The organism is Pseudomonas sp. NY5710, assembly GCF_013305665.1.
GTDB lineage: Bacteria > Pseudomonadota > Gammaproteobacteria > Pseudomonadales > Pseudomonadaceae > Aquipseudomonas > Aquipseudomonas juntendi.
The window spans coordinates 4,591,558-4,616,521 of the sequence record NZ_CP045554.1 but is presented as its reverse complement, the minus strand read 5'-3'; the positions used below and the strand labels follow the sequence as shown (position 1 = coordinate 4,616,521).

22 protein-coding genes and 1 other RNA gene are annotated in these 24,964 nt (G+C 61.5%); 14 read left to right on the top strand and 9 right to left on the bottom strand.

Annotated features, from left to right (window positions below):
- Genes GEV39_RS21265 through GEV39_RS21225 form a run of 9 tightly spaced genes read left to right on the top strand, consistent with a single transcriptional unit; the run spans position 1 to position 8,659 of the window.
- Positions 1-459: a transposase gene (locus GEV39_RS21265; RefSeq protein WP_173891127.1), complete on the top strand. Its 459-nt coding sequence runs from the start codon at positions 1-3 to the stop codon at positions 457-459.
- A complete protein-coding gene (locus GEV39_RS21260; RefSeq protein WP_173891126.1) occupies positions 456-941 on the top strand; it encodes a DUF1833 family protein in 486 nt (161 codons plus the stop codon). Before GEV39_RS21265 ends, GEV39_RS21260 begins: the two co-directional genes overlap by 4 nt.
- Before the next feature lie 2 nt (positions 942-943).
- A complete protein-coding gene (locus tag GEV39_RS21255) occupies positions 944-1,321 on the top strand; it encodes a hypothetical protein (protein WP_173891125.1) in 378 nt (125 codons plus the stop codon).
- Positions 1,318-4,374 carry a host specificity factor TipJ family phage tail protein gene (locus tag GEV39_RS21250; RefSeq protein ID WP_173891124.1) on the top strand — a complete coding sequence of 1,019 codons (3,057 nt, stop codon included), beginning with the start codon at positions 1,318-1,320 and terminating at the stop codon, positions 4,372-4,374. Before GEV39_RS21255 ends, GEV39_RS21250 begins: the two co-directional genes overlap by 4 nt.
- A 57-nt stretch (positions 4,375-4,431) precedes the next feature.
- Positions 4,432-6,609, top strand: a complete 2,178-nt coding sequence (locus tag GEV39_RS21245; protein WP_173891123.1) for a hypothetical protein — start codon at positions 4,432-4,434, stop codon at positions 6,607-6,609.
- On the top strand, positions 6,609-7,379 hold the full coding sequence (locus GEV39_RS21240) for a hypothetical protein (protein ID WP_173890360.1): 771 nt from the start codon (positions 6,609-6,611) through the stop codon (positions 7,377-7,379). The genes GEV39_RS21245 and GEV39_RS21240 overlap by 1 nt, the downstream gene beginning before the upstream one ends.
- Before the next feature lie 47 nt (positions 7,380-7,426).
- Positions 7,427-7,915, top strand: a complete 489-nt coding sequence (locus tag GEV39_RS21235; protein ID WP_173891122.1) for a glycoside hydrolase family 24 protein — start codon at positions 7,427-7,429, stop codon at positions 7,913-7,915.
- Complete coding sequence (locus GEV39_RS21230) at positions 7,912-8,421, top strand: DUF2514 family protein (protein ID WP_173891121.1); 510 nt, start codon at positions 7,912-7,914, stop codon at positions 8,419-8,421. The genes GEV39_RS21235 and GEV39_RS21230 overlap by 4 nt, the downstream gene beginning before the upstream one ends.
- 13 nt (positions 8,422-8,434) lie before the next feature.
- Complete coding sequence (locus GEV39_RS21225; protein WP_173891120.1) at positions 8,435-8,659, top strand: hypothetical protein; 225 nt, start codon at positions 8,435-8,437, stop codon at positions 8,657-8,659.
- 466 nt (positions 8,660-9,125) lie between these two features.
- Here GEV39_RS21225 and GEV39_RS21220 read toward each other — a convergent pair whose 3' ends face one another.
- The 6 genes from GEV39_RS21220 to GEV39_RS21195 all read right to left on the bottom strand — a co-directional run bounded on the left by GEV39_RS21220 (position 9,126) and on the right by GEV39_RS21195 (position 16,854).
- Positions 9,126-9,701 carry a DUF4760 domain-containing protein gene (locus tag GEV39_RS21220; RefSeq protein WP_173891119.1) on the bottom strand — a complete coding sequence of 192 codons (576 nt, stop codon included), beginning with the start codon at positions 9,699-9,701 and terminating at the stop codon, positions 9,126-9,128.
- A gap of 321 nt (positions 9,702-10,022) precedes the next feature.
- Positions 10,023-10,421, bottom strand: a transfer-messenger RNA (tmRNA) gene (ssrA, locus tag GEV39_RS21215).
- Between the two features lie 100 nt (positions 10,422-10,521).
- Entirely contained in the window at positions 10,522-10,812 is a 291-nt protein-coding gene (locus GEV39_RS21210; protein ID WP_173891118.1) for a PA2433 domain-containing protein, read from the bottom strand.
- A 277-nt stretch (positions 10,813-11,089) separates the two neighbouring features.
- Positions 11,090-13,900: an FAD-binding and (Fe-S)-binding domain-containing protein gene (locus GEV39_RS21205; protein WP_173891117.1), complete on the bottom strand. Its 2,811-nt coding sequence runs from the start codon at positions 13,898-13,900 to the stop codon at positions 11,090-11,092.
- Positions 13,901-13,975: 75 nt separating this feature from the next.
- Positions 13,976-15,121 (bottom strand): FMN-dependent L-lactate dehydrogenase LldD, encoded by a 1,146-nt coding sequence (gene lldD, locus GEV39_RS21200; protein ID WP_009685323.1) that lies wholly within the window; start codon positions 15,119-15,121, stop codon positions 13,976-13,978.
- 62 nt (positions 15,122-15,183) lie between these two features.
- Positions 15,184-16,854, bottom strand: a complete 1,671-nt coding sequence (locus GEV39_RS21195) for a lactate permease LctP family transporter (RefSeq protein WP_173891116.1) — start codon at positions 16,852-16,854, stop codon at positions 15,184-15,186.
- 255 nt (positions 16,855-17,109) lie between these two features.
- Here GEV39_RS21195 and GEV39_RS21190 point away from each other — a divergent pair, with 255 nt between their 5' ends.
- Positions 17,110-17,877, top strand: coding sequence for a GntR family transcriptional regulator (locus GEV39_RS21190; protein WP_054881451.1), 768 nt, complete (start codon positions 17,110-17,112; stop codon positions 17,875-17,877).
- Positions 17,878-18,046: 169 nt separating this feature from the next.
- On the opposite strand, the gene smpB is transcribed toward GEV39_RS21190, so the two are convergent.
- On the bottom strand, positions 18,047-18,529 hold the full coding sequence (smpB, locus tag GEV39_RS21185; protein ID WP_029887491.1) for an SsrA-binding protein SmpB: 483 nt from the start codon (positions 18,527-18,529) through the stop codon (positions 18,047-18,049).
- Between the two features lie 163 nt (positions 18,530-18,692).
- On the opposite strand from smpB, the gene GEV39_RS21180 reads away from it, so the two are divergent.
- Positions 18,693-19,127 carry a type II toxin-antitoxin system RatA family toxin gene (locus tag GEV39_RS21180; RefSeq protein ID WP_173891115.1) on the top strand — a complete coding sequence of 145 codons (435 nt, stop codon included), beginning with the start codon at positions 18,693-18,695 and terminating at the stop codon, positions 19,125-19,127.
- A 57-nt stretch (positions 19,128-19,184) separates the two neighbouring features.
- Here GEV39_RS21180 and GEV39_RS21175 read toward each other — a convergent pair whose 3' ends face one another.
- Positions 19,185-19,721 carry an outer membrane protein assembly factor BamE gene (locus tag GEV39_RS21175; RefSeq protein WP_173891114.1) on the bottom strand — a complete coding sequence of 179 codons (537 nt, stop codon included), beginning with the start codon at positions 19,719-19,721 and terminating at the stop codon, positions 19,185-19,187.
- 97 nt (positions 19,722-19,818) lie between these two features.
- On the opposite strand from GEV39_RS21175, the gene fur reads away from it, so the two are divergent.
- Entirely contained in the window at positions 19,819-20,223 is a 405-nt protein-coding gene (fur, locus tag GEV39_RS21170) for a ferric iron uptake transcriptional regulator (protein WP_009685331.1), read from the top strand.
- A gap of 250 nt (positions 20,224-20,473) precedes the next feature.
- On the opposite strand, the gene recN is transcribed toward fur, so the two are convergent.
- Positions 20,474-22,147, bottom strand: coding sequence for a DNA repair protein RecN (gene recN, locus GEV39_RS21165; protein WP_173891113.1), 1,674 nt, complete (start codon positions 22,145-22,147; stop codon positions 20,474-20,476).
- A gap of 192 nt (positions 22,148-22,339) precedes the next feature.
- Here recN and grpE point away from each other — a divergent pair, with 192 nt between their 5' ends.
- Together grpE and dnaK are read left to right on the top strand one after the other, a co-directional pair.
- Positions 22,340-22,897 (top strand): nucleotide exchange factor GrpE, encoded by a 558-nt coding sequence (gene grpE, locus GEV39_RS21160; RefSeq protein ID WP_009685333.1) that lies wholly within the window; start codon positions 22,340-22,342, stop codon positions 22,895-22,897.
- Positions 22,898-22,998: 101 nt separating this feature from the next.
- Positions 22,999-24,924 (top strand): molecular chaperone DnaK, encoded by a 1,926-nt coding sequence (gene dnaK / locus GEV39_RS21155; protein ID WP_173891112.1) that lies wholly within the window; start codon positions 22,999-23,001, stop codon positions 24,922-24,924.
- The last annotated feature ends 40 nt before the right edge of the window (positions 24,925-24,964 follow it).

Genomic DNA, 24,964 nt, shown 5'->3' with positions numbered 1-24,964 from the left:
ATGGCAGCAATCGATTTCCCCAAAGGGCTGCCCCTCCCGCTGCAGGATAGCTACTCGCTCAACACCATTGATCCGATGGCTCGCACGCAGATGGTGACGGGGAGAGCTCGTCAGCGTGTGCGTCACAGCTACGTTCCGACCTTTGTGTCAGCCGCGTTCCTTTTCAACCAGGATCAGGCTTCCTTGTTCGAGGCGTGGTATGCGCGAACGCTGGGCAACGGCGTCGAGTGGTTCAATTGTCCGCTGCAGACGGCAGAGGGTTTGAGGGTTTACGAAGCTCGGTTTACCCAGATCTATGAGGGGCCTAGCTTGGTACAGATGGCCTTCTGGCGGTACTCGGTGCGACTGGAGCTTCGTCAACGACCTCTCATTCCGGAAGGCTGGGAGAACTTCCCTGGCTTGTGGCTTGGCAAGAGCATCATTGACGTTGCAATCAACCGGGAGTGGCCCAAAGCATGAGCCTGATCGAACAGTGCTATGCCTCTGGTCGCGGGGAGATGGTCGACACGCTGGAGGTAAGGGGAGAGGGCAGCAGTTTTTCCCATCTCTACTGTTCTGGATTCGAGGACCGGACGTGTATCGCCGAGGACGGGAGGGTGCTGACGTTCACGGCCATGGCCATTGAATTTGCACTGCCCGCCAATGACAACAGCGGATTCCAGAACATAGTCATCGGTATGGACAACATCACCGGCGAGGTTCAGGAGGCGGTTGAGGCGGCAAAGTCTTCGGGAAGCCGGGCCATCGTCACCTTCCGCCGCTACCTGGCCGAGGACCTGTCTTTCCCGCAAGAGCGGTACCGCATGACGCTTCTCAGTCGGGACTATGACTCAGATGCTCAAATCGCCCAGCTTACTGCTGGCTTCTTCGACCTGCTCAACACCAATGGCTTGCGCCGCGTCCTCACCACATCCTTGGCACCTGGCCTGAAGTACATCTGATCATGATCGAGAAATTCATGCGCGCCCCGTATCGCGAGGGTGCACGGGGACCTATTGCCTTCGATTGCTGGGGGCTGTGCATCGCTGTGCGCCACCAGGTGTTTGGCCTGCCGTTGTTGCCCAGCCTGGGCGCGGTGGGCAAGGACAGGCTCAAGGCCAACACAGAGGCCTACCACGACCTTCGCCAGGGTATGGAGGAGTGTGCTCCGGAGCCTGGGGCTATTGCCGCCGTGTTCCGTGGCGCCCTGTGCCTGCACGTTGGTGTGGTGGTGGAAAGCGAAGGCCGGCTGAAGGTGCTGGACACAAACCCCGGGGGCGCCTGCCTCCGGACGACCGGCGAGTTCGAAGCCGCTCACCCAAGGGTGGTGTATTACCGATGATCGAATTTTATCCGAACAAGCTGAGCAATACGGCGCCTCTCGGCACCTGGAAGACCGACCGCCGGATGACCATTGAGGAATGGTTGAAATCCCAGGCCCCGTCCTACGAGCGTCGGGAGAGCCCACCGATCAGCGCTGTGTTGAACGATGAGGTGATCGAGCAGGCCGCCTGGCACAAGGTTACCTTCAAGCCAAACGACCTGCTGCAGATCTACCGCGAGCCAAAGGGGACCGACCCATTCTCCATCACCTTTGCGCTGTTCAAGGGCGCCAAGGCGGTACTGAAGGCGATCATGCCGAAGATGCCCGGCATGCCGTCTAGCGCCGGCACCCAGCAGGGCGACCCCCTGATGGAGGCTAGCGCGAAGGGTAACAAAGTGAAGCTGGGCGAACCTGTGCGGCAGATCGCCGGCCACCAGCGGGTTTACCCGTCGTACCTGACCCAGCCACGCCGCTACCACCTGGCGCCCCGTGACCAGCGCGTCGAAATGCTGCTCTACATCGGCGAGGGTGAATACGAAGTCCCATCGACCAAGGTGAAGGTTGGCGAAACCCCGCTGATCTCCCTCGGCGCAGATGCTTCGTTCACGATCTACCCACCAGGCGCTGACCTTTCGGCAGATCCGGCCCACATCAACTGGTTCAACGTGCCGGAAGTGGGGGCAAGCTCGAGCGGTTCGGCCGGCCTGGAGCTGACCATGGCAACCGAACTCACCCGTTCGGCTACTGCCTCCGCATACCAGTTTGTTGGCGACACCATCAGCGTTCCGGCCGGCTCCGGCCAGTTCCCGGCCGACTGGTCGAACGGCATCATCATTCGGGTTCTGTCCCCCTACACCTACACGGTGATCGACGGCGGCGCCGGGCGCGACATCATCCGCGGCCCGCTGGAAATGCTGAATCCTACGGCTGGCATGCTCATCGAGGTTGCTGGTGCAAACGCCGGCCTCTACGTGGTGCACAGCTATACGCCATACAGCCCGGGTGTGCCAGCCAATCCCGGAACTGCCTCAACCATGACGGGGTCGGCCGCGCCAAGTCGATACAACTTTGACGTTACGCCGCTTAGCTTCACATTGGTGCGCAACGCGGTCAGCTACCCGATCACGCTGAATACTGCCACAACCGACCTCAGCGGCCTTGTTTCAACGCTTAATTCACTGCTCGCAGGAGCGCCATTCCAGGCACAGCAGAGTAGTGGCCGTCTTCGCTTCGTGGAGACGACGCCGTTTCTTGGTTTGCCTATCAACCATACCGGGGCTTCGACCATTCTTGGCACAGCGCCAGTTCGAACCACAGGCACTGCAACAACCAGCGCAGTACCCGAGCAGCCCGCTGAAATGACCCTAGATTACGACGGGGGCGAGCCGGTGGTGGGGCTGGCACTTGGGCAGGGCCTGGCCACCATTGGGCCCCGCGGACTGCGGTACCGGATCACGGCATTCAGCAACAGCTTGCTGGAGGTTGAGCGCCTGACATCCTCCGGTGCCGTGGATGCTGGTTGGCCGGGCTTCGACAACATGCAGACCGTGAACGGCCTGGTTACCCTGGATGCTTCGAACCTGCAGGGTGGTTACCGTGGGCCGTTCGCCTGCTGCCCTGAAAATGAGAAGGTCACCGAGCTCGAATGGACCATCACCTATGCCAGCGGTCTCCTCGGAATCGGGCGGGAAGGCCAGTTTTATGAGATCCCAACCTACTACGCGTTTGAGTATCGAGACATGGATGTCGCCGGAGCTTGGACCGTCATCGAGATCACCAACGTGGGAGGCAGTCGGGATGCCCAGGGATTCACCGAGCGGATAGCGCTCCCATATCCGATGCGAGCCGAGGCGAGGGTGCGCAAGCTGTCCAAGGACAGGCCTGGCCGGATCAATGAAGAGGCAAATGACGAAGCCACCTGGACTGACCTGCGCGGGCGCATGCAGAACTCGCCTACCAGTTACCCCGGCTTAACGGTCATGACCTGCAACATCCGTGGTGGTGACCGGCTTTCAGCGCAATCCGAAAGCCAGGTGAACCTGGAGGCTACCCGTATCCTGCCACTGCTGGAGGGTGGTGCAGGGCCTGTACGTGACATCGTGCCCTGGTGCATCTACCAGCTGAAGCAGCGCGGCTACACGGACGACGACCTCGATCTGCCTGAGTGGCAGGCATTCCACGAAATCTGCGTGGCCCGCGGCGACACCTACGATGAGACGTTGGATTCCACGATCACGGTCAAGGACATGATCAACAACGCGCTGGCGTGCGGATTTGGTGAGCTGGTGACCTTCCGTGGCCTTCTGCGCCCGGTCCGTGACAGCGCGCGTGCCGCGTTCGATGTGACCTACGGACCGAAGACCCAGACCTACTCGCCACAGAACATGACCAAGATGTTGAAGATCAGCGGCGCCATGCCGTCGATCAATGACTTCGACGGCGTAGACGTGGAGTACTTCTCGCGGGAAACCTGGGCGTGGGAGACGGTCGAGTGCCGCTGGCCGGGCGATCTGGGCACCAAGGTCGAGAAGATCAAGATGCCCGGGTTCAGCGAAAAAGCCAGGGCCTGGCGCTTCGGCATGCGCAGGCGCGGTCACCAGAAGTATCGGACCGATATCTACACCTGGGAAACCGAGATGGACGGCAGCAACAGCGGCTATCTGAGCTTTGCGGCCGTCGCTGATGATGCCCCCAAACGGTGCCAAAGCGCGATTCTGCTGGCGTTTACGGTGACCGAATCGGGGACACTGCTGCGAAGCTCAGAACCACTGGAATGGTCATATACCGAGCAAAACCTGATTGGTTTGCGCCGCCTGGACGGCACGCTATCTGGTCCCTGGGATGCGGTGCGCATTGACGACTACACCGCCTCGGTAGCTGCGCTGGACTTCACGCCAGAGGTCGACGGCCCGCTTGAGCCACCGCACATCCTGTTTGGGCCTGCTTCGCGGTGGGCGTACCCCGTGCTGATCACCAGCTCAGACCCAGGCAAGGACGGAAACGTGTCAATGAAGGGCATGCCCTACGACGCCCGCGTTTATACCTACGACGACCTATACCCGCCGGCCTGACCGGACCCTGACGAGCATGCCCGCCCAGCGCGGGCTTTTTTTGTGCCCGGAGAAAACATGGCTTACAACACCAACAACCCACTCGGCTCAAGCGATCCGCGGGACTTGTTCGACAACGCGACGAATCTTGACGAGGGGATGAACAGCACGGCGGACTCATTCCTTGACCGGTTCGGCAGGCCTCGGGTCACCTGGCAGAAATTTCATAACCTGACGATCAACGCGGAAAACGAGATCGAAGCTACGGTCACGGATGCCCAGGAAAGGGTGAATACGGCCGCAGACTCTGCCATCGAGGACATGGAGCAGACCGCCGCCGACCTGGGAAGCGACATTGGCAACAAAGGGTTCGGCACTTATGCCGAAATGCTCGCCTATGTGCCGATCTATGACGGCCAGCTGGCCTGGGTTCAGTCGGACGCCGACCTGACGAAGAACGGCTTCTACCAATGGAGCGCTGACACCTCTTCCTGGCGTAAGCCGTCTCCTCAGCCAGCACTGAGCACAGACATCACGCCGCGCAAGCGGCCCCTTGGGCCTGTGACCGGTCAAGCACCCCTGATCTGGAGCATCGGCAACATGCTGGTATCGCTACCCGTGCAAAAGAAACGCCCGCTTGGCCCAGACCTTCGCCAGGGCCCTTTCCTGACCATGGGCGATTCGGTTCTCCAGCCGGTAGAAGCCCGCAAGCGCCCGCTGACCGAGGCTTACCAGCAAGCGACTCTGTTCCTTTCCGGTGAGTCGGTGATGATGCAATCTGGCGATGCCATTCCGCCTACCCCGGCAGTTAGCTACGATTCGAAGCTGATTCAGGAGCAGAACGACAAGCCATCAGGCAAGCGTCAGGCGGCTATTGCTGATGGGCAGGTCTGGGCCTATGACCCGCTTGGTGCCACCCAGTTGACCCAGGCAGGGACATGGTTGGCTGCCCAGGCAGTGGCCTTCGATATGGTCAGAGCACTCAAGTCCGTCGCTGGTACCGCTCAGCCCCACTCGATCACCAAAGACGGGCGGATCTTCCGCGATGGGAATGTGCTGCTGCACAAGCTGGTAACTGGCCAAAGCCTGGCCCTGGGGTCGCGCGGCCTAGTGCTGGATGCCAGTGGCGAATTCACCATTGATGGAAAGCGCGGGAACCTGTTCTCGCCCTATACGCCGCCTGGTTACACCGAGAACCTGTTTACCTTGCCTGGAGGCCCGCGCCCAACCTCATGGGTTGGGGCGACCGCCCTCGACCCCGTGCGTGAGTTCGTATCAGGCGTGGTGGCTGAGACGCCCGCTACATCCTACATGCTCGCACTTCGGCGCTGGCATGAGCGCACCACATCCGTCTCCCCAAGGCTCCTCTACAGCATCTCCGCCGTTGGTGGAGTGCCGTATGCAAGCCTGAAAAAGGGAACTACCACCTACAGCAACGCGCTTGGCCACGTGACTGCGGCAAAGAACATCGCAGAAGCCAACGGCTGGGATTACCAGGTGCCAAGTCTGTCGATTGTCCATGGCGAAAGCCAGAAGGACACAACTCAGGCCCAGTACGTGGCAATCCTGGCTGAATGGATCAGTGACTACCGGGCCGACGTGGTGACAATAACTGGGCAGGCCATTGCGCCAGTTGCTTTCATTTCGCAAATGCTGACCGGTGAAAGCGGCACGATACCTGCCATCCCGCTGGCACAGATGCAGGCCCACAACGAAAACCCAAGCATTGTCATGGTTGGGCCCAAGTACGCTTATGGCTACTTCGACCAGTACCACATGACTGCCGACGGCTACATCAAGATGGGCGAGCTTGAAGCGCGCGCCGAACGCCTCACACAGGTCAGCGGCAAGTGGCAGCCCCTCAAAGTTGTTTCGGCAGTTCGCTCAGGTTCCACCCTGACGCTAAAGCTGAATAACCTGCCCAACGGCAATGCAGCCACACCGGGCCCAATCGGCAGGGTGGTAGTTGATGCGGTGAGTATCGTTGACCCTGGTAATGCCGGCTTCGAGCTATCCGCCGGCTCTATTACCTCTGTAGTGGCTGGGGCTGACGGTGCGTCCATCGTTATTACGACAACCGCAGAAATCGCAGCAGGCACCACCCTGACCTACGCGCTGCAACCAGGCCTCAACTCACCTCAATCTGGCGCAGGCCGGCGCGGCTGCGTGCGAGATTCCGATATGCGCGACTTCTCCCGATATGACAACAAGCCGTTGTTCAACTGGCTGTGTGCCTTCTCAATGGAGCTTCAATAATGCCTCTCTACGCCCTCCGCACCCCAGGTTCAGCATCGGTACCAGGTGCACCGAAGATCGACTATTCCCAGGCTGAGGATGAGGTGGTGAACATCCCGAGCATCAAGTTCTGGCCATGCCTGGCGCCATATGGAGCCAAAAGCGGGGTCGTTCTTGATCGCGTCGAGCAGTTCGCCATCCCGAGTTACGGCTCGTCCAACGCGCTGGCAAACTTCGTCACCATGGTCAACGGCAAGACGGGATACAAGGTCACAGCTATCGCCCAGGCGCTGGGCATGAACCCGTTTGTGAACTCCGGTTCCTTCACCATCGGCTGTGTGTGCGCTGACCAACTTGCATTCGGCAGCCTCACTTCTGGCGCTGCTTCCGATGCGTCGGCACCGTGGGGGGTCTATTCCAACCTCGCCGGATCGGGCGCAATCGTCGCCAACTTCGGCACCTTAGCTCTCTCAGAGGCCACGTCTGGCGCGTGGGCGAAGAAGCTGAGCGCTACCAAGCTGACGGCTGTGGTGCTCATCTTCGATCGAAACCTTGGGCGCATCAGCATCCGCTATGACGGTGTCGAGATGTGGAACTACACGAACGACCTCGTGAAAACTATAGGCCTGAAGCCTGAGCTGAACATGGGTGCGCTGCGGGTTGCAGGCCAGTCATCGGATGCCACCCGCCCTATGGTGAGCAACGCATTCACAGCCTTCGGTTCGGCTCTCGCCGGAACAGAGCTGGCGTCTCTCGAAAAAATGCTCATCGAGGCCGCAGCAGCGGCTTGATCAAATAAAGCCCGCCAAGCGCGGGCTTTTTTTCGCCTGGAGAAACCATGGCCAGACTCACCGAATCCCAGGCCGGAGGCGCGAATGTTCTCCGGTTTCTGGATCTGATCGCCTTCGCCGAGGGCACTCAAGCAGTGAAGGGTAGCGACGACGGCTACAACGTTCTGTTCGGCAAAGGCCTGTTTCAGGGGTATGCCGATCACCCTCGCCAGAAGATCACCCGGCTCTCCAACGGAAAGCCGATCACTAGTAGCGCGGCTGGTCGCTACCAGTTTCTCGCTGGCACGTGGGACGAACTGGTAAAGCGCTACGGCTTCAAGGGGCGCTTTACGCCTGAGGCACAGGATTTGGCTGCCATCAAACGGTTGGGAGAACGCGGCGCGCTTCAGTTGATCAAGGATGGAAAGATCCGTGAGGCGATAGCCAAGTGCGCCAACGAATGGGCAAGTTTCCCGGGAAACAATTATGACCAGAATCCCAAAGCCCTGAGTGCGCTGCTGGCTCAGTGGCAGAAGCTCGGTGGGGTTCTGGCGTGACCTGGCTCGGCGCGGTACCGACCTGGTGTTGGTGGCTGATCGCTCTGGTGTTGGTCGCTGGCGGCCAGCAGTACCGCGTGGTGGTCGCCCAGGGCGATACGGCCCAGGCCCGAACCGAACTGTCAGATTACCGCCTGCAGGTAGCCGAGCGCGACCGGCGCGCTGCGGCCCAGGCCCGACAGGAAGAACAACGCCGCCAAGCCGTGGCGGACAAGGAGGGCGAGAGTGCACGACAAAAACTGGAACTGGCCCAAGGCCGCGCCGCTGCTGCTGAGTCTGCTGCTGGTGGGCTGCGCGGGGAAATCGATCGACTGCGCGCCGGCCGAGCAGCCACCTGCGGTGCCATCGCTACCCAGCAGCGCCAGGCAGGAACCTCTGCCGTCGTGGTGCTCGGGGGATTGCTTGAAGAGTCTGACCGAATGGCGGGAGATCTCGCAGCAGCGCTTGAGCGAAGCCGAATAGCGGGCCTGGCGTGCGAGTCCATCTATAATGGCCTGACCAACTGAGCAGGTCACCAGAATGGACAAGCGCACCTTCATCGGCATGGTCGAGGCCGGCGAGCCTCTGATTCAGCAGGCCATCGACGCCATGCGCGAGTATCACCAGGCCCAGGACCGTGGCGCGCCGGCGGAAGAGGTCGAGCGGTTGCGCTTATTGGCGGAGTCGCTCTTTCAGGTGGTGTCCGATTACCAGCTTCGCGTGATCGCAAAGATGCGCGGCAAGGATTTACCGCCTCTTCACTAGGACGCCGGCCTGTGGGGCCAAGAGCTTTACGCTGAGGGTGAGATTGTGGCCGAGCGTCGGCAGCGTGAGCGTGACGCTGATGCTCTCCTAAGACTTCCTGCGCCTATGGAGAGTGAAAACTGCGGGCTTGGTTGTGTCGTGCGGGGACATAGTTGAGGCAACGTAGTATTTGATCGCCTCAAATCCAGCAGTGGTTAGGACGCTATACCCACCGCGTACCTTGCGCAGATCACCGCTGGCGATAAGGGCCTGAACATCTGGATAGGGAGGGGTGTTCGCTAGCTTGTCCCTGACTTGTGCACGCAGCTCATCAGTGATCTTCATCGATCAGGTTCAACCTCGTTGTCGACGCCAGGCGATGCTGGCGTGCTGCTATGAGTGTTCTGAAAAAATAGAAGCTGGATCGGTACGGCAAAACCCTGACTTGAACGCCAGGGCTTCACGCTTTCAAGCTGCATGGACCTAATTAAAGGAATCCAATGCGCTTGATTCTCTTCGGCTTGAGAGGTTTGCTCTTCCATCGAAGGGCTAGGCGCTCGATATCCACAAAGTAGGTAGGTACTCGTGACCGCTCGCGTACGGCTTCAATAAAGGGTAGAGCTTGAGTGTATAGGTTGATCAGTGTGGTGTTGCTCGTGTACCGAAGCATTCGCTCACAATAGATCCCCTCATCAATCCCAATGCTGATCCGCTCCCAATAGTTAAGAACGTAACTGATTTTCTGGGTTTTTTCCTTCTGTGCAGCAAGTTTTTCAGCCTCAGCAGGGTCATCGGGCACCTCGCGTTTGGCTGGGAACACTGCCCGGATGTTTCCGTTTGGATCGTCATGGAGCTGACGAATCACTGAATAGCCCTCGTTGAGCTGTTCATCGCTTCTGCTACCAAACATGAGATCTGCGGTCTGCTTCCTTCGAGCAATAATTTTGCTCGTTACCACTGAAGCAACAGCCGTTGCTAGCCCGAGGATCAGTAGGAGGTTACGCAAGATCTCTGAGCCGAGTGCCTCTAGGACCTGAGGCGTGGTTTGACACACTGTTTCCATACAAAATCTCGACGAAAAAAATGGAGACCGACAGGTCTCCATTCTTGTGGGAGGGGTGAGCTACTGCTTTACAGGCCTTCGTATTCTTCACGCTTGGTCATCACGTTCATACTCATTAGAACTCCTTCAGTTAACCTAGCGGCATCGCTAGCGGCTCGCGGTTTGATCATGGTTGCGGGTGTCCCATTTGTCAACACCAGCAGTCCTGCCAGTCATCGGTGACGCTGTCATAAAGCTGGCATAACCAGCCCAACTCGACCCCTCCAGGCACAAAAAAAGCACTACCAGAACTCTGTAAGTGCTTGATTTGCTTAAGTTATTTGGTGGAGCCGGGGGGATTTGAACCCCCGTCCGCCAGTACTCCGCTGTCGGTACTACATGCTTAGCCGTGTCTACTGATTTAATCCGCAGCCGCCCGACGGGCAGGGTGCTTTGGATGAGTTGTGTAAGTTTTAGTCGCTTCGCCCACAACGTGCTACGCGACGATCCTGTTCTATATGACAATCAGTTCGGGTTTACAGGCATCCCCTAGTGATTGCTGGAGCCGAAGCTACCAGAAGCAACGGGTCAAGAGGACTGCTTACGCAGCCAGCTTGTACTCCGCGCCGAAGGTTTCGTCATTGGCAACTATAAAAGTTGCAACAGTGGATTTACGAGTTCTGTTACCAACTCGGCATGCACCTAGAGTTTCGCTACCGGCGTCGAATCCTAATCGGCCCCTACACTAGCTCTTGGCTAACGTACCTTACGGCACGTGAGCCGGAGTATACGCCATTGTGCGGGCGACGTCGACAGCTGGTCCTGTCGCCCGCGCCAGGGCTTAGGCGCCGCCGCTGCCGCTGCTGCTGCCTTTCTCGGTTTTTTCCAGGCGCTCCAGCACTTTGCTGGTGATGGCGATGCATTCCTTGGTGTCACCCGAGGCCTGGGCAGCCTTGGCTTTGTCGACGTGCTCGGTCACGGCCTTGTCCAGGCCCTCGGAGGTGGCGCCGGCGGTAGCCATGCTGTCATCGATTTTTTGCAGGTTCATGGCGCACAGGTCGTCAGCAGCGAACACCGGCGAAGCCAGCAGGGTAGCGGCCGCGAACAGGGCCGAAAGCGCGGTACCTTTCATGGGAGTCTCCTCTGGGGCCTCGGGAAGGTGGGCCTAAAGGATGGACCTTGGCAATTCCACAAGGGTTCAATCTTGTTCGTGCCGCGGGGGCGGGGTTGTTTGCGAGAGGGGGTGGCTTGCCCGCGAACACCGGCTTAGCCGGTGCCAGCTACCGCGCTGGGTTTTTCGCGGGCACGCCCGCTCCTACACCGGCCGCGTCGCGCTTACGAACTGAGTTCTTTTCGCGACGGCGCAGCCCGTAGGGTTGTGTTATCTCCCACAATGAATCGCGCAGGCTTCAGAGGCTGCGGGGGCGGGTGACGCGGTCCACCAGGTAGACCAGGCCGTGGTAGTCGATGCCGCTGTGGCTGCTCAAGCCGATCTCGCAGGTGCGGCTGGTGGAAATGCCTTCGCTGCAGTACTGCACGGCATCCTTCAGGCTGCGCAGCGAGTGGGCGTTGAGCTCGGGGGTGGTGAAGCCCTTGTCGCCAGCGAACCCGCAACAATGAATGCCTTCCGGGATGACTACCTGCTTGCTGCAGCGCCGGGCAAGGTCGATCAGGGCCTGGCTTTCGCCCAGGTGCTGGGTGCTGCAGGTCACGTGCACGGCCACCGGCTCATCCTGGGGGGTGAACTCCAGGCGTTCGAGCAGGTGGGTGCGAATGAAGCGTACGGGGTCGTACAGGTCCAGCCGGGTGTCGCCCAGGTCTTGTACCAGGCGCAGGGTGCAGGGGCTGGTGTCGCAGTAGATCGGGTCAAGGCCGCCGCGGCTGGCGTGCAGCAGGGCGTTGATCAGCTCCTGGCGCTTGTGTTCGGCCTGCTCGGGGTAACCCTTGGACGCGAACGGCTGGCCGCAGCACAGGCTGTCGGCGTTGTCGGGGAACACGACCTGGTAGCCGGCCTTTTCCAGCAGGGCGCGGGTCTTGTCCAGCAGCGGGCTTTGCTCGCGGTCGGCATAGGCCGGGCCCATTACCCTGGACACGCAAGCCGCCAGGTACACCACCCGTGGGCGGGCGTCGTTGCTGGCCTGGCCGAACGCGACCGGGCGCAGCGGTTGGGGCATGGCGGGGGTCCACTGCGGCAGGCGGCCGTTGCTGGCTTTGCGCAGGGTGGCACTCAGGCGGCCCAGGCGCGGGGCGCCGAGCAGCTTGCGCGCGCCGTTGGCTGCGGTCAGGGTCAGGCGGGCGCCGCCCAGTGCGGTGGGGAAGTGATCGGCCAGCCAGTTGGCGGTGTTGCCGTGGTCGGCAGCCTGGCTGCGCAGTTTCTTTACCAGCTCGCCGGTGTTGATGCCCACCGGGCAGCGCTGGGCGCACAGGCCGGTGGCAGCGCAGGTGTCGATGCCTTGGTACTGGTAGGTGCGCATCAGCTCGCGGGTGTCGACGCCGGCGCGCTGCTTGGCCTGGATGTCCCGCCACATCACGATACGCTGGCGTGGGCTGAGGGTCAGGCCCTTGGACGGGCACACGGGTTCGCAGAAGCCGCACTCGATGCACTTGTCGACGATTTCGTCGGCGGCGGGCAGTGGCTTGAGGTTTTTCAGGTGGATGGCCGGGTCGTCACTCAGTACCACATCGGGGTTGAGGATGCCGTTGGGGTCGAGCAGGCGCTTGAGCTGCCACATCAGTTGGTAGGCGTCGTGGCCCCACTCCAGCGCCACGAACGGTGCCATGTTGCGCCCGGTGCCGTGCTCGGCCTTCAGTGAACCGCCAAACTCCACGGCCACCAGCTGCGCCACGTCGTCCATGAAGGCCTGGTAACGGGCAACCTCTTCGGCGCTGTTGAACCCTTGGGTGAACACGAAGTGCAGGTTGCCTTCCAGGGCGTGGCCAAAAATGATCGCTTCGTCATAACGGTGCTTGTCGAACAGCTGGATCAGGCGGTTCACGCCCTCGGCCAATTGCTCGACCGGGAAGGTCACGTCTTCGATGATGACGGTCGTGCCGGTCTGGCGCACGGCGCCGACGGCGGGGAAGGTGTCTTTGCGGATTTTCCACAGCTGGTTGTACACCGCCGGGTCTTCGCTGAAGTCCACGCGCTGCTCCAGCGGGAAGTCGGCGATCGAGGCCATTACCTGCTGCAGTTGCTCATGCAGCAGGCTCTGGCTGGCCGCGCGTGACTCGATCAGCAGGGCGCAGGCGTTGGCCGACAGGCCTTTTACCCACAGCGGCATGCCGGCCATGTCCTGCACCGAGCGCAGGCTGCGGCGGTCGAGCAGTTCCACGGCCGACACCGGCTGGCGCTTGAGTACCGGCACCGCGCGGCAGCAGCTTTCCACGCTGGGGAACACCAGCAGGGCGCTGGCCTTGTGCGGGTGGTCGGGCACGGTGTTGTAGGTAACAGCGCTGATAAAGCCCAGGGTGCCTTCGGAGCCGACCAGCAAGTGCTGCAGAATGTCCAGCGGCTGGTCGTAGTCCACCAGCGCGTTCAGCGACAGGCCGGTGGTGTTCTTCAGCCGGTACTTGTGCCGGATGCGCTCGGCCAATGCCGTGTTGGCGCGGGTTTCGCGGCCCAGGCGGGCCAGCGCTTGCAGCAGCTCGGCATGGCTGGCTTCAAAGGCCGCCACGCTGGCCGGGTCTTCGCTGTCCAGGCGGGTGCCGTCTGCCAGCACCAGGCGCAGGCCGGCCAGGGTGTGGTAGGTGTTCTGGGCGGTGCCGCAGCACATGCCGCTGGCGTTGTTGGCGACGATACCGCCGATCTTGCAGGCGTTGATCGAGGCCGGGTCGGGGCCGATCTTGCGTCCGAACGGGGCCAGCCAGGCGTTGGCCTGGGCGCCGATCACCCCGGGCTGCAGGCGGATCTGTTCGCCTTGGCCACGGATCTCGCGGCCGTTCCAGTTATCGCCCAGCACGATCAGCACCGAGTCGCTGATGGCCTGGCCAGACAGGCTGGTGCCGGCGGCGCGGAAGGTGACCGGCACCCGGTCGCGTTGGGCCAGCTTGATCAGGCCGACCACTTCGTCTTCGGACTCGACGCGCACCACCAGCTTGGGGATCAGCCGGTAGAAGCTGGCGTCGGTACCGAAGGCCAGGGTCGAGGTGGGGTCGTCGAAGCGGCGTGCGGCGGGGATCAGGCGCTCGGCATCACGCAGAAACGCGGCGGGCAGGCTCATGCAGTCTCCTCGCGGGGCTGTGGCCTCTGCGTGCCACATGCCCCGGGTCTATCAGGCGGTCGTTGGTGCAGGCGCTCAGGCGCCCAGTTCGCGTACCAGCGAGTCGCGGGTGATTTCGCTGATGGTCTTGGCGCCGGTCAGCACCATGGCTACGCGCATTTCCTTCTCGAACAGCTCCAGCAGGTTTTTCACCCCGGCCTGGCCATGCACGGCCAGCGCATAGAGGAAGGCGCGGCCAATCAGCACGGTGTCGGCACCCAGGGCGATCATGCGTACCACATCCAGGCCGCTGCGAATGCCGGAGTCGGCGAGAATCTTCAAGTCACCTTTCACCGCATCGGCAATGGCCGGCAGGGCGCGGGCGCTGGACAGCACGCCATCGAGCTGGCGGCCACCGTGGTTGGACACGACGATGCCGTCGGCACCGAATTTGACCGCATCGCGGGCGTCATCGGCATCCAGGATGCCTTTGATGATCATCGGGCCATCCCAGAACTCGCGGATCCACTCCAGGTCCTTCCAGGAAATGGACGGGTCGAAGTTGTTGCCCAGCCAGCCGATGTAGTCGGCCAGGCCGGTCGGGTTGCCCCGGTACTTGGAGATGTTACCCAAATCGTGCGGGCGGCCCATCACGCCCACGTCCCAGGCCCACTCGGGGTGGGTCATGGCTTGCAGCACGCGGCGCAGCGGGCCGTGCTTGCCGCTCATGCCAGAGTGAGCGTCGCGGTAGCGGGCGCCGGGCACGGGCATGTCCACGGTGAACACCAGGGTCTTGACCCCGGCCGCCTTGGCCCGCTCCAGGGCGTTACGCATGAAGCCGCGGTCCTTGAGCACGTACAGCTGGAACCACATGGGGCGGTCGATGGCTGGCGCCACTTCTTCGATCGGGCACACCGACACCGTAGACATGGTGAACGGGATGCCATGGGCCGCCGCCGCCCGCGCCGCCTGCACTTCGCCACGGCGGGCGTACATGCCGGTGAGGCCGACCGGGGCCAGGGCCACGGGCATGCTCAGGGTTTCGCCGAACAGTGTGGTCTGCAGGCTGAGCTCGGACATGTTCTTCAGCACGCGCTGGCGCAAGGCAATGCTTGCCAGGTCGGCTACGTTGTGGCGCAGCGTGTGCTCGGCGTAGGCACCGCCGTCGGCATAGTGGAACAGGAAAGGAGGCAGCTTGCGTTGGGCCGCGGCGCGATAGTCGGTAGAGGCAGAAATGATCATGGATTCTCGCAGCGTTGCTTGGGGGTATGCCAGGCGCCCGATGGCGCCCGGCCCCTTTCACTTTAGTGATGAACCAGCATGCCGGTCAGCCAGTAAGCCTGGATCAGGGTGATCAGGCCGACGATGGTGGCAAAGAACAGGCTGTGCTTGACGGTGAAGCGGAACAGGTCGGATTCCTTGCCGACCAGGCCGGTGGCGGCGCAGGCCACGGCGATCGACTGCGGGGAGATCATCTTGCCGGTCACGCCGCCGCTGGTGTTGGCCGCTACCAGCAGGGTGTCGTTGACCCCGATCTGGTGGGCGGTGGTGGCCTGCAGCGAGCTGAACAGGGCGTTGGACGAGGTGTCCGACCCGGTCAGGAACACACCCAGCCAGCCAAGGAACGGCGAGAAGAACGGGAACGCCGCGCCCGTGCCGGCCAGCACCAGGGCCATGGTCGACGACATGCCCGAGTAGTTGGTGACGAAGGCGAAGGCCAGCACCATGCCGATCGACAGGATGGGCCAGCGCAGTTCCCAGAAGGTCTCTTTGAAAGTGGTAAGACCAGTTTTGAAGTTGATTTTCAGCACCGCCATGGAGATCAGCGCCGAGAGGAAGATCGCGGTGCCGGTGGCGGAGATCGGGTCCAGCTTGAACACTGCGGGCATGGCGGTTGGGGCGGCCACGATCGGTGCGGTCTTGATCACCAGTTGGTCAAGGTGCGGGATGGCGAAGTTGAACACGAAGTTGTACATCGCGCCGCCCGGGGCGAAGGCTGCCTTGAACGGTTTCAGGGTCCAGATGGTAACCAGCACGGTCAGGATCAGGAACGGCGACCAGGCCTTGAAAATCTCGCCAAAGCTGTAAGGGCTTGGCTGGCTGCCGCTTGGCTGCACCACGGCAGCACCCACGCTGGCCTTGGCTTCGCCGAACGCGCGCTTGGGTTGCCACACTTTCAGGAACAGGGTGAGGCAGATCAGGCTGGCTAGGGCCGAGGTGATGTCTGGCAGCTCGGGGCCAATGAAGTTCGAGGTGAAGTACTGGGTCACGGCAAAGCTCAGGCCGGCGACCAGGGCCGCAGGCCAGGTTTCTTTCACGCCGCGCAGGCCGTCCATCATGAACACCAGCCAGAACGGCACGAACAGCGACAGCAGCGGCAGCTGGCGGCCGGTCATGGCGCCGATGTGGAAGGCGTCGATACCGGTCACCTGGCCGGCCACGATGATCGGGATGCCCAGGGCGCCGAAGGCGACCGGTGCGGTGTTGGCGATCAGGCACAGGCCGGCGGCGTACAGTGGGTTGAAGCCCAGGCCGACCAGCAGTGCGGCGGTGATGGCCACCGGCGCGCCGAAGCCTGCTGCACCTTCCAGAAACGCGCCGAAGCAGAAGCCGATCAGCAGTACCTGCAGGCGCTGGTCGTCGGTGATCGACAGCACCGAGCTGCGGATCACTTCGAACTGGCCGCTCTTGACCGTGAGTTTGTACAGGAACACCGCGGCAACGATGATCCAGGCAATTGGCCAAAGGCCGTAAAGGAAGCCGTAACCTGCGGCAGCCAGGGCCATGTCGACCGGCATGTGGAAGGCAAATATGGCCACCAGTACCGACAAGGCCAGGGTAATGCTACCCGCCACGTGGCCCTTCAGGCGGAACACGGCGAGGGCAAGGAAGAAGAACACGATGGGAATGACCGCCGCCAGTGCGGACAGGCCAAGACTACCAAGCGGGCTATAGAGTTGTTGCCAGGTTTGCATATGGGGTGGCCCCTAATTGTTGTTGGTCAGGCGCTGGCATTGGATAATTGGTAAGACCAATTTACAATGGCTGGTCGCTAGGTTAAAAGCGCTGTCGTGGGTGTGTCAATTTGTCCCGTGCAAAACTTTGGTCGCGTGCCGATGAGCGGGCAGCTGATGTGCCGGGAAAATCATGGCCTGATGGGTGTTCGCGCGCTCTGGATCGGCGAGAATAGGCACCCCCGGGTGTGTGCCGGGGTTTGTGGAGAGCATGTGATGGTTTTTGATCAGGTTCGCCAACGGCGCCTGTCCGACGACATCGTCGATCGGTTGGAAGCGATGATTCTGGAGGGCACCCTTACGTCAGGGCAGCGGCTGCCCGCCGAGCGTGCGCTTGCCGAACAGTTCGGTGTGTCGCGCCCGTCACTGCGTGAGGCGATCCAGAAACTGGTGGCCAAGGGCTTGTTGGTCAGCCGGCAGGGGGGCGGCAACTTTGTCGCCGAGTCGCTGGGGTCCACGTTCAGTGACCCGCTGTTGCAGTTGCTGGAACACAGCCCCGAGGCCCAGCGGGACCTGCTCGAGTTTCGCCATACGCTGGAGGCGTCCTGTGCGTATTACGCGGCGCAGCGCGCTACCGAGCCAGACCGGGCGCGGCTGAAGGCGGCGTTCGACACGCTGCAGGACTGCTACGCCAGGGTCGATGAAGTGACCCGGGCCGAGGAGGGCGCGGCCGATGCGCGCTTCCACCTGGCAATTGCCGAGGCCAGCCATAACGCGGTGCTGTTGCACACCATCCGCGGCTTGTTCGACCTGCTCAAGCGCAACGTGGTGACCAACATCGGTGGCATGTACCAGCAGCGGACCGAGACTCGCGACATGCTGATCAGCCAGCACCGCGAGCTTTACCTGGCGATTGTCGAGGGCAGGGCGGAGGAGGCGCGAGAGGTGTCCAGCCGGCACATTCTGTATGTGCAGGAAGTGCTGGAAGAGGCGCATGAGGAGGCGCAGCGGGTAGCGCGGGCGGAGCGGCGTAGCGGGCGTTGACTCGGTCTCTTCATGCATGTGCGGTTAATGTAGGAGCGGCCTTGTGTCGCGATGGGCTGCGAAGCGGCCCCTGGGCTTCGGCAATGAGCGGAGATTGCTGGGGCTGCTTCGCAGCCCATCGCGACACAAGGCCGCTCCTACACTGACCGCGCTGCTGACAAAGAAGGTTTTAGTCTTCCTTGCCCTTGTTGCGCACCGCCCGCTGCAGCTCGCGGTTGGAATCGCGTTCGCGCACGGTGTCGCGCTTGTCGAATTCCTTCTTGCCCTTGCCCAGTGCAATTTCGCACTTGATCAGGTGCTTGCTCCAGTACAGCGACAACGCCACGCAGGTGTAACCCTTTTGCGCCACCGCCGCTTCCAGGCGCTCAAGCTCGCGCTTGTTCAGCAGCAGCTTGCGCGTGCGCATCGGGTCGGCGATCACGTGGGTGCTGGCCGTGGTCAGCGGGGTGATGTGGCTGCCGAACAGCCAGGCCTCACCGTCCTTGAGCAGCACGTAGCTGTCCACGAGGTGCGCCTTGCCGGCTCGCAGGCTTTTTACTTCCCAACCGGACAGGACCAGCCCGGCCTCGAACTTGTGTTCGATGAAGTAATCGTGTCGCGCTTTTTTGTTCTGCGCGATGGTCCCGGTCGGATGTTTCTTTTGTTTAGCCATAGGGCCGGCATTATAGGCAAGACCGTGCGTCGTTCGCTATGGGATTTCGGTGTGCTTGAGCCACCGCAATGAATACCGGACAATACAAGCCCTGTCCTGCCGACAGAATCTGTTTTTGGCACGCTGCGAAGCGCCGCCACCCAGCCTTGGAAGTGACGCCTGGATGACTACCCATATTCAACGCTCCGCCCTGCTGCCATACCCCGCCCAGGCGCTCTACGATCTGGTCAACGATGTGGCCAGCTACCCGCAGTTCCTGCCGTGGTGCTCGGCCGCGACGGTGATCGAAAGCAGCGAAACGCACATGCGTGCCAAGCTCGAAGTGGCCAAGGGCGGCATGAGCCAGCACTTTGTGACGCGCAACGTGCTGGTGCCCGGGCAGTCCATCGAAATGAACCTGGAGGAAGGCCCCTTTACCCAATTGCATGGGGTGTGGGTGTTCAAGCCTTTGGGCGAGAAGGCCTGCAAAATCAGCCTGGACCTGTCTTTCGATTATGCCGGGCCCATTGTGCGTGCCACGTTGGGGCCGCTGTTCAACCAGGCGGCGAATACCCTGGTCGATGCGTTCTGCCAGCGTGCCAAGCAGTTGAACGGCTGATCAGGCAGGCAGCAACAAAAAACCCGGAACAAGTCCGGGCTTTTTTGTTGCTTTCGATTACCGGGTTTCCAGCGGTGCTGGCGTAGGCACCGGGGTGGTCTCGATAGTATCGATTTCGCGCTGGATGGCCTCTTCGGTCGAACCAGGCTTGGCGGGTTGCACCGCCGGTTGTGTGGCGGGCTGCTCGGTTTGGCCTGGCTCGGTGGCGGGGCTGACCGTGGTATCGCTGCTGCCACCCAGAATTTCCTGGTCGCGGCTAACGCCTGGCATAAAGTCGCCAGACAGGCTGACCAGTTGGTCGCTGTCGTTGAAGAAAATGCTCATGCGCTCCTGCTGGCGTTGGCCGCCACCAGGCTGCAGGCTGTACAGGTAATCCCAACGGTTGGTGTTGAAAGTGTCCTGAATCAGCGGGTTGCCCATGATAAACCGCACTTGCCGTCGGGTCATTCCCGGGCGCAATTGGTCTATCATGTCCTGCGTGACGACATTGCCCTGCTGGATGTCGATTTTGTAAACCCCGGGAAACGAGCAACCGGCGAGTGCGAGCAGTCCCGCGAGGGCGAGGCTGTTTAGCAAGAGCTTGGTGTTTTGCATCGGTGGGCGACTTCCACTATCTTGGCTGGACAACGTAAACCCCGATCATACCCGTATTAAGAGAAGCTGCGAAGCAGCATCGGCGAGAAAGCTGACCATGGTTGAAAATAGCGAATTACGCAAAGCCGGTCTCAAGGTAACCCTGCCTCGAGTCAAGATCCTTCAGATGCTCGACTCTGCCGAGCAGCGTCACATGAGCGCCGAGGATGTCTACAAGGCGCTGATGGAGGCTGGCGAGGACGTTGGCCTGGCTACCGTGTACCGCGTACTGACCCAGTTCGAAGCGGCGGGTCTGGTGGTTCGCCACAACTTCGACGGCGGTCATGCGGTATTCGAACTGGCTGATGGCGGTCACCACGACCATATGGTCGACGTGGATACCAGTGAAGTCATCGAGTTCATGGACGCCGCCATCGAGAAGCGTCAGCGTGAAATCGTGGAGGAACACGGTTTCGAGCTGGTGGACCACAATCTGGTCCTGTACGTGCGTAAGAAGAAGTAACGATTCAATCGTTATGGATAGCAAAGGCGACCTTCGGGTCGCCTTTGTGCTTTTGGGGCATTAGGTCTGTGTGTAGGGGCGGGTTCACCCGCGAATAGGTCGGGCCTGCTGGTCAGGATTTCCTGGCTATTTACTGTTGCAGCGCCACCGCATTCGCGGGTAAACCCGCTCCTACACTATTTGCGGATCGACGAAGCCCCTTGTGGCGAATAGGCCGTTGCAGCACCAGCGCGTTCGCGGATCGGTTGTTTCAGGCCTTGCTGGTGACCACCATCTTGCGCGCATGTGCCAGGGATTCCTTGGTTAGGTCGATGCCGCCCAGCATGCGTGCGACTTCTTCCACGCGCTCGCGCTTGCCCAGGCTGGCCACGGCGGTGTGGGTGGTGTCGCTGTTGCGCACCTTGTGCACGAACAGGTGGTGGTGCCCCTGCGCTGCCACCTGCGGCAGGTGGGTCACGGTCAGCACCTGGCCGCGCTCACCCAGCCGGCGCAGCAGCTGGCCGACGATTTCCGCGGTGGGCCCGCCGATACCCACATCCACTTCGTCGAATACCAGCGTGGGAATGCGCGAGGTCTGTGCCGTGATCACCTGGATCGCCAGGCTGATGCGCGACAGTTCGCCACCCGACGCAACCTTGGCCAGGCCCTTGAGGGGTTGCCCCGGGTTGGCGCTGACCAGCAGTTCGATCTGCTCCAGGCCATGCGGCGAAAGTTCCGTGCCCTGGTGCGGGGTCAGCTCGATACGGAAGCGCCCGCCAGGCATGCCCAGGCGCTGGATTTCCTGTTCCACCGCCACCGCCAACTGCTGGGCGGCCTGCCGGCGCAGGGCGCTGAGTTCGCTGGCCCTCTCTTTATAGTGCTGGGCGTACGCAGCCAGCTCTTCGCCCAGCTGTTCAATCGATTCATCGCTGGCGTTCAGGCCTTCCAGCTCTTCCATCAGTTGCTGCTGCAGGTGGGGCAGCTCGGTCGGGTGCACACGGTGTTTGCGCGCCAGGGTATAAATGGTGTCGAGGCGCTCCTCCAGTGCCTGCAGGCGCATCGGGTCGGCATCGAAGTTGTCCAGGAAGCGGTTGAGCTCACCCACCGCTTCTTCAACCTGGATCTGCGCGCTGGCGATCAGGTTGGCCGCCTCGGTCAGCGCCTTGGGCGACTGGGTGGCGGCGCCGAGGCGGTTGAGGCTGGCGGTGAGGGCGCTGAGTACGTTGCCCGAATCACTTTCGCTGCACTGGTCGATGACCTGGCGGCAGATACCGAACAGGGCTTCGGCGCTGGTCAGGTTCTTGTGTTCCTGCTCCAGCTGTTCCAGTTCGTGCTCGCCGAGGGCGAGGTTGTCCAGCTCTTCCAGCTGGTAGCTGAGCAGCTGATGGCGGGCGCGCTGCTCGTCACCGGAGTTGGACAGGCGCTCAAGTTCCAGGCGGGTTTGCTGCCAGCGTTTGGCGGCCAGTTGCACCTGGCGGGCCAGGTCGACAGCACCGGCGTACTCGTCTAGCAGGCGGCGGTGGGTGTCGGTTTTCAGCAGCGACTGGTGCTCATGCTGGCTGTGGATGTCGATCAGCAGTTCGCCCAGGGCCTTGAGGTCGCCGAGCGGGCACGGGGTGCCGTTGATGTAGCCCCGGCTGCGCCCTTCGGCGGTGATGACCCGGCGCAAAATGCACAGGCCGTCGCTGTCCATGTCGCGCTCGGCCAGCCAGCTGTGCGCCTCGGGGATGTCCACCAGGTCGAAGGTGGCCAGGATATCGGCCTTGTCGGTGCCAGGGCGCACCACGCCGCTGTCGGCCCGGTCGCCCAGGGCCAGGCCGAGGGCGTCGAGCATGATCGATTTGCCAGCGCCGGTCTCGCCCGTGATGACGGACATGCCGCGGGCGATTTCGAGGTCGAGGTGTTCGACGATGGCGTAGTTGTGAATGGACAGGTGCACCAGCATGGGGGCGGCTCCCGAAAAGTCAGGTCTGGTTATTTATACAGTACTTTTTTCAGGCCTGCCAATGCCTCTTGGCGGATTCTGTTTGTGCCTGGAAACCCGCTTGCCCCTTGAAGCTGGTTTTTCCGGCCCCATATAGCCGACAACCAAGGCGAGCCTGGCTCGCAGTCCACAAAATTGCGCAGGAGAGACCCCATGGCTGACGAACAGCTGAACGAAAAAGACCTTAATGTTGAAGAAACCGGTGCCCAAGCCACTGCGGATGCCCGTGTTCTGGAACTCGAGGAACAGCTGGCCGCCGCCAAGGACCAATCGCTGCGTGCCGTGGCCGACTTGCAGAACGTTCGCCGCCGCGCCGAGCAGGATGTCGAGAAAGCCCACAAGTTCGCCCTCGAGAAGTTCTCCAGCGACCTGCTGCCGGTGATCGACAGCCTGGAACTGGCCCTGGCCCACTCCAGTGCCGAGGATGAAAACGTCAAGCAGATCCGCGAAGGCGTGGAGCTGACCCTGAAAATGTTCCAGGACACCCTCAAGCGCTACAACCTCGAAGCGGTCGACCCGCATGGCCAGCCGTTCAACCCTGAGCACCACCAGGCCATGGCCATGCAGGAAAGCGCTGACGTAGAGCCTAACAGCGTGTTGAACGTGTTCCAGAAAGGCTACCTGCTCAACGGCCGCCTGCTGCGCCCCGCCATGGTGGTGGTCAGCAAGGCGCCGAGCGCGGCGCAACCCTCGATCAATGAAAAGGCTTGAAATCCGTCGGGGCATCCCCATCTAGGTGTCAAGCCTTCAAGTATTACCGCAGTTGGCCAAATTAGTCGCTGCTACCAAATTCAAGTTTCGGGAGAGTTAACATGGGCAAGATCATCGGTATCGACCTGGGGACCACCAACTCGTGCGTCTCTATTCTGGAAAACGGTAACGTCAAAGTCATCGAAAACGCCGAGGGTGCGCGTACTACCCCTTCGATCGTGGCCTACGCCAACGATGGCGAAATCCTGGTTGGCCAGTCGGCCAAGCGCCAGGCCGTCACCAACCCGCACAACACCCTGTTCGCCGTGAAGCGCCTGATCGGCCGCCGCTTCGAAGAAGACGTCGTGCAGAAAGACATCAAGCTGGTGCCCTACAAAATCGTCAAGGCCAACAATGGCGACGCTTGGGTACAAGCGGGCGGCAAAGACATGGCACCGCCGCAAATCAGCGCTGAAGTGCTGAAGAAAATGAAGAAAACCGCCGAAGACTACCTCGGCGAGCCCGTGACCGAAGCGGTAATCACCGTACCGGCCTACTTCAACGACAGCCAGCGCCAGGCTACCAAAGACGCCGGCCGCATCGCGGGCCTGGACGTAAAACGTATCATCAACGAGCCGACTGCCGCTGCACTGGCCTACGGCATGGACAAGGCCAAGGGCGACCACACCGTCATCGTCTATGACCTGGGTGGTGGTACCTTCGACGTGTCGGTCATCGAAATTGCCGAAGTCGACGGCGAGCACCAGTTCGAAGTACTGGCTACCAACGGCGACACCTTCCTGGGTGGCGAAGACTTCGACATGCGCCTGATCGACTACCTCGTCGACGAGTTCAAGAAAGAGTCGGGCATGGACCTGAAGAACGATCCACTGGCCCTGCAGCGTCTGAAAGAAGCTGCTGAAAAAGCCAAGATCGAGCTGTCGTCCGCTCAGTCGACCGACGTCAACCTGCCGTACATTACTGCAGATGCCACCGGTCCGAAGCACCTGAACGTGAAAATCTCCCGCGCCAAGCTGGAGTCGCTGGTCGAAGACCTGGTTACCCGTACCATCGAGCCATGCCGCGTAGCGCTGAAAGACGCCGGCATCGACGCCAGCAAGATCGACGACGTGATCCTGGTCGGTGGCCAGACCCGTATGCCGCTGGTGCAGAAGGCTGTTGCCGACTTCTTCGGCAAAGAAGCCCGCAAGGACGTCAACCCGGACGAAGCCGTGGCCATGGGCGCTGCCATTCAGGGCGCGGTACTGGCTGGCGACGTGAAAGACGTGCTGCTGCTGGACGTCAGCCCGCTGACCCTGGGTATCGAAACCATGGGCGGCGTGATGACTTCGCTGATCGAGAAGAACACCACCATCCCGACCAAGAAGTCGCAGGTGTTCTCGACTGCCGACGACAACCAGGGCGCTGTGACCATTCACGTGCTGCAGGGTGAGCGTAAGCAGGCTGCGCAGAACAAGTCGCTGGGCAAGTTCGACCTGGCCGACATTCCGCCAGCGCCACGCGGTGTGCCGCAAATCGAAGTGACCTTCGACATCGACGCCAACGGTATCCTGCACGTCAGCGCCAAAGACAAGGCCACCGGCAAGTCGCAGTCGATCGTGATCAAGGCCAACTCCGGCCTGTCGGACGAAGAAATCGAGCGCATGGTGCGTGACGCCGAGGCCAACGCCGAGGAAGACCGCAAGTTCGAAGAGCTGGCTGCTGCCCGTAACCAGGGTGATGCGCTGGTTCACTCGACCCGCAAGATGGTCGCTGACGCGGGTGACAAGGTCACCGCTGAAGAGAAAACCGCCATCGAGGCTGCCGTGGTTGCCCTGGAAGCCGCTGTCAAAGGCGACGACAAGGCCGCCATCGACGCCAAGGTCGAAGAACTGTCCAAGGTCTCTGCCCCGGTTGCCCAGAAAATGTACGCCGAGCAGTCGGCCGAACAGCCTCAGGGTGGCGCGCAGCAGGCCGAGCCGGAAGCCAAGCACGATGACGTGGTTGACGCCGAGTTCGAAGAAGTCAAAGGCGACGACAAGAAGTAATCGTTGCATGTTGTCGGCCAGTTCACCGTGGTTTGGCGGT

Coding starts and splice junctions, on each gene's coding strand:
- GEV39_RS21265 (WP_173891127.1), top strand. CDS start 1: ATGGCAGCAATCGATTTCCCCAAAGGGCTGCCCCTCCCGCTGCAGGAT.
- GEV39_RS21260 (WP_173891126.1), top strand. CDS start 456: ATGAGCCTGATCGAACAGTGCTATGCCTCTGGTCGCGGGGAGATGGTC.
- GEV39_RS21255 (WP_173891125.1), top strand. CDS start 944: ATGATCGAGAAATTCATGCGCGCCCCGTATCGCGAGGGTGCACGGGGA.
- GEV39_RS21250 (WP_173891124.1), top strand. CDS start 1,318: ATGATCGAATTTTATCCGAACAAGCTGAGCAATACGGCGCCTCTCGGC.
- GEV39_RS21245 (WP_173891123.1), top strand. CDS start 4,432: ATGGCTTACAACACCAACAACCCACTCGGCTCAAGCGATCCGCGGGAC.
- GEV39_RS21240 (WP_173890360.1), top strand. CDS start 6,609: ATGCCTCTCTACGCCCTCCGCACCCCAGGTTCAGCATCGGTACCAGGT.
- GEV39_RS21235 (WP_173891122.1), top strand. CDS start 7,427: ATGGCCAGACTCACCGAATCCCAGGCCGGAGGCGCGAATGTTCTCCGG.
- GEV39_RS21225 (WP_173891120.1), top strand. CDS start 8,435: ATGGACAAGCGCACCTTCATCGGCATGGTCGAGGCCGGCGAGCCTCTG.
- GEV39_RS21220 (WP_173891119.1), bottom strand. CDS start 9,701: ATGGAAACAGTGTGTCAAACCACGCCTCAGGTCCTAGAGGCACTCGGC.
- GEV39_RS21210 (WP_173891118.1), bottom strand. CDS start 10,812: ATGAAAGGTACCGCGCTTTCGGCCCTGTTCGCGGCCGCTACCCTGCTG.
- GEV39_RS21205 (WP_173891117.1), bottom strand. CDS start 13,900: ATGAGCCTGCCCGCCGCGTTTCTGCGTGATGCCGAGCGCCTGATCCCC.
- lldD (WP_009685323.1), bottom strand. CDS start 15,121: ATGATCATTTCTGCCTCTACCGACTATCGCGCCGCGGCCCAACGCAAG.
- GEV39_RS21195 (WP_173891116.1), bottom strand. CDS start 16,854: ATGCAAACCTGGCAACAACTCTATAGCCCGCTTGGTAGTCTTGGCCTG.
- GEV39_RS21190 (WP_054881451.1), top strand. CDS start 17,110: ATGGTTTTTGATCAGGTTCGCCAACGGCGCCTGTCCGACGACATCGTC.
- smpB (WP_029887491.1), bottom strand. CDS start 18,529: ATGGCTAAACAAAAGAAACATCCGACCGGGACCATCGCGCAGAACAAA.
- GEV39_RS21180 (WP_173891115.1), top strand. CDS start 18,693: ATGACTACCCATATTCAACGCTCCGCCCTGCTGCCATACCCCGCCCAG.
- GEV39_RS21175 (WP_173891114.1), bottom strand. CDS start 19,721: ATGCAAAACACCAAGCTCTTGCTAAACAGCCTCGCCCTCGCGGGACTG.
- fur (WP_009685331.1), top strand. CDS start 19,819: ATGGTTGAAAATAGCGAATTACGCAAAGCCGGTCTCAAGGTAACCCTG.
- recN (WP_173891113.1), bottom strand. CDS start 22,147: ATGCTGGTGCACCTGTCCATTCACAACTACGCCATCGTCGAACACCTC.
- grpE (WP_009685333.1), top strand. CDS start 22,340: ATGGCTGACGAACAGCTGAACGAAAAAGACCTTAATGTTGAAGAAACC.
- dnaK (WP_173891112.1), top strand. CDS start 22,999: ATGGGCAAGATCATCGGTATCGACCTGGGGACCACCAACTCGTGCGTC.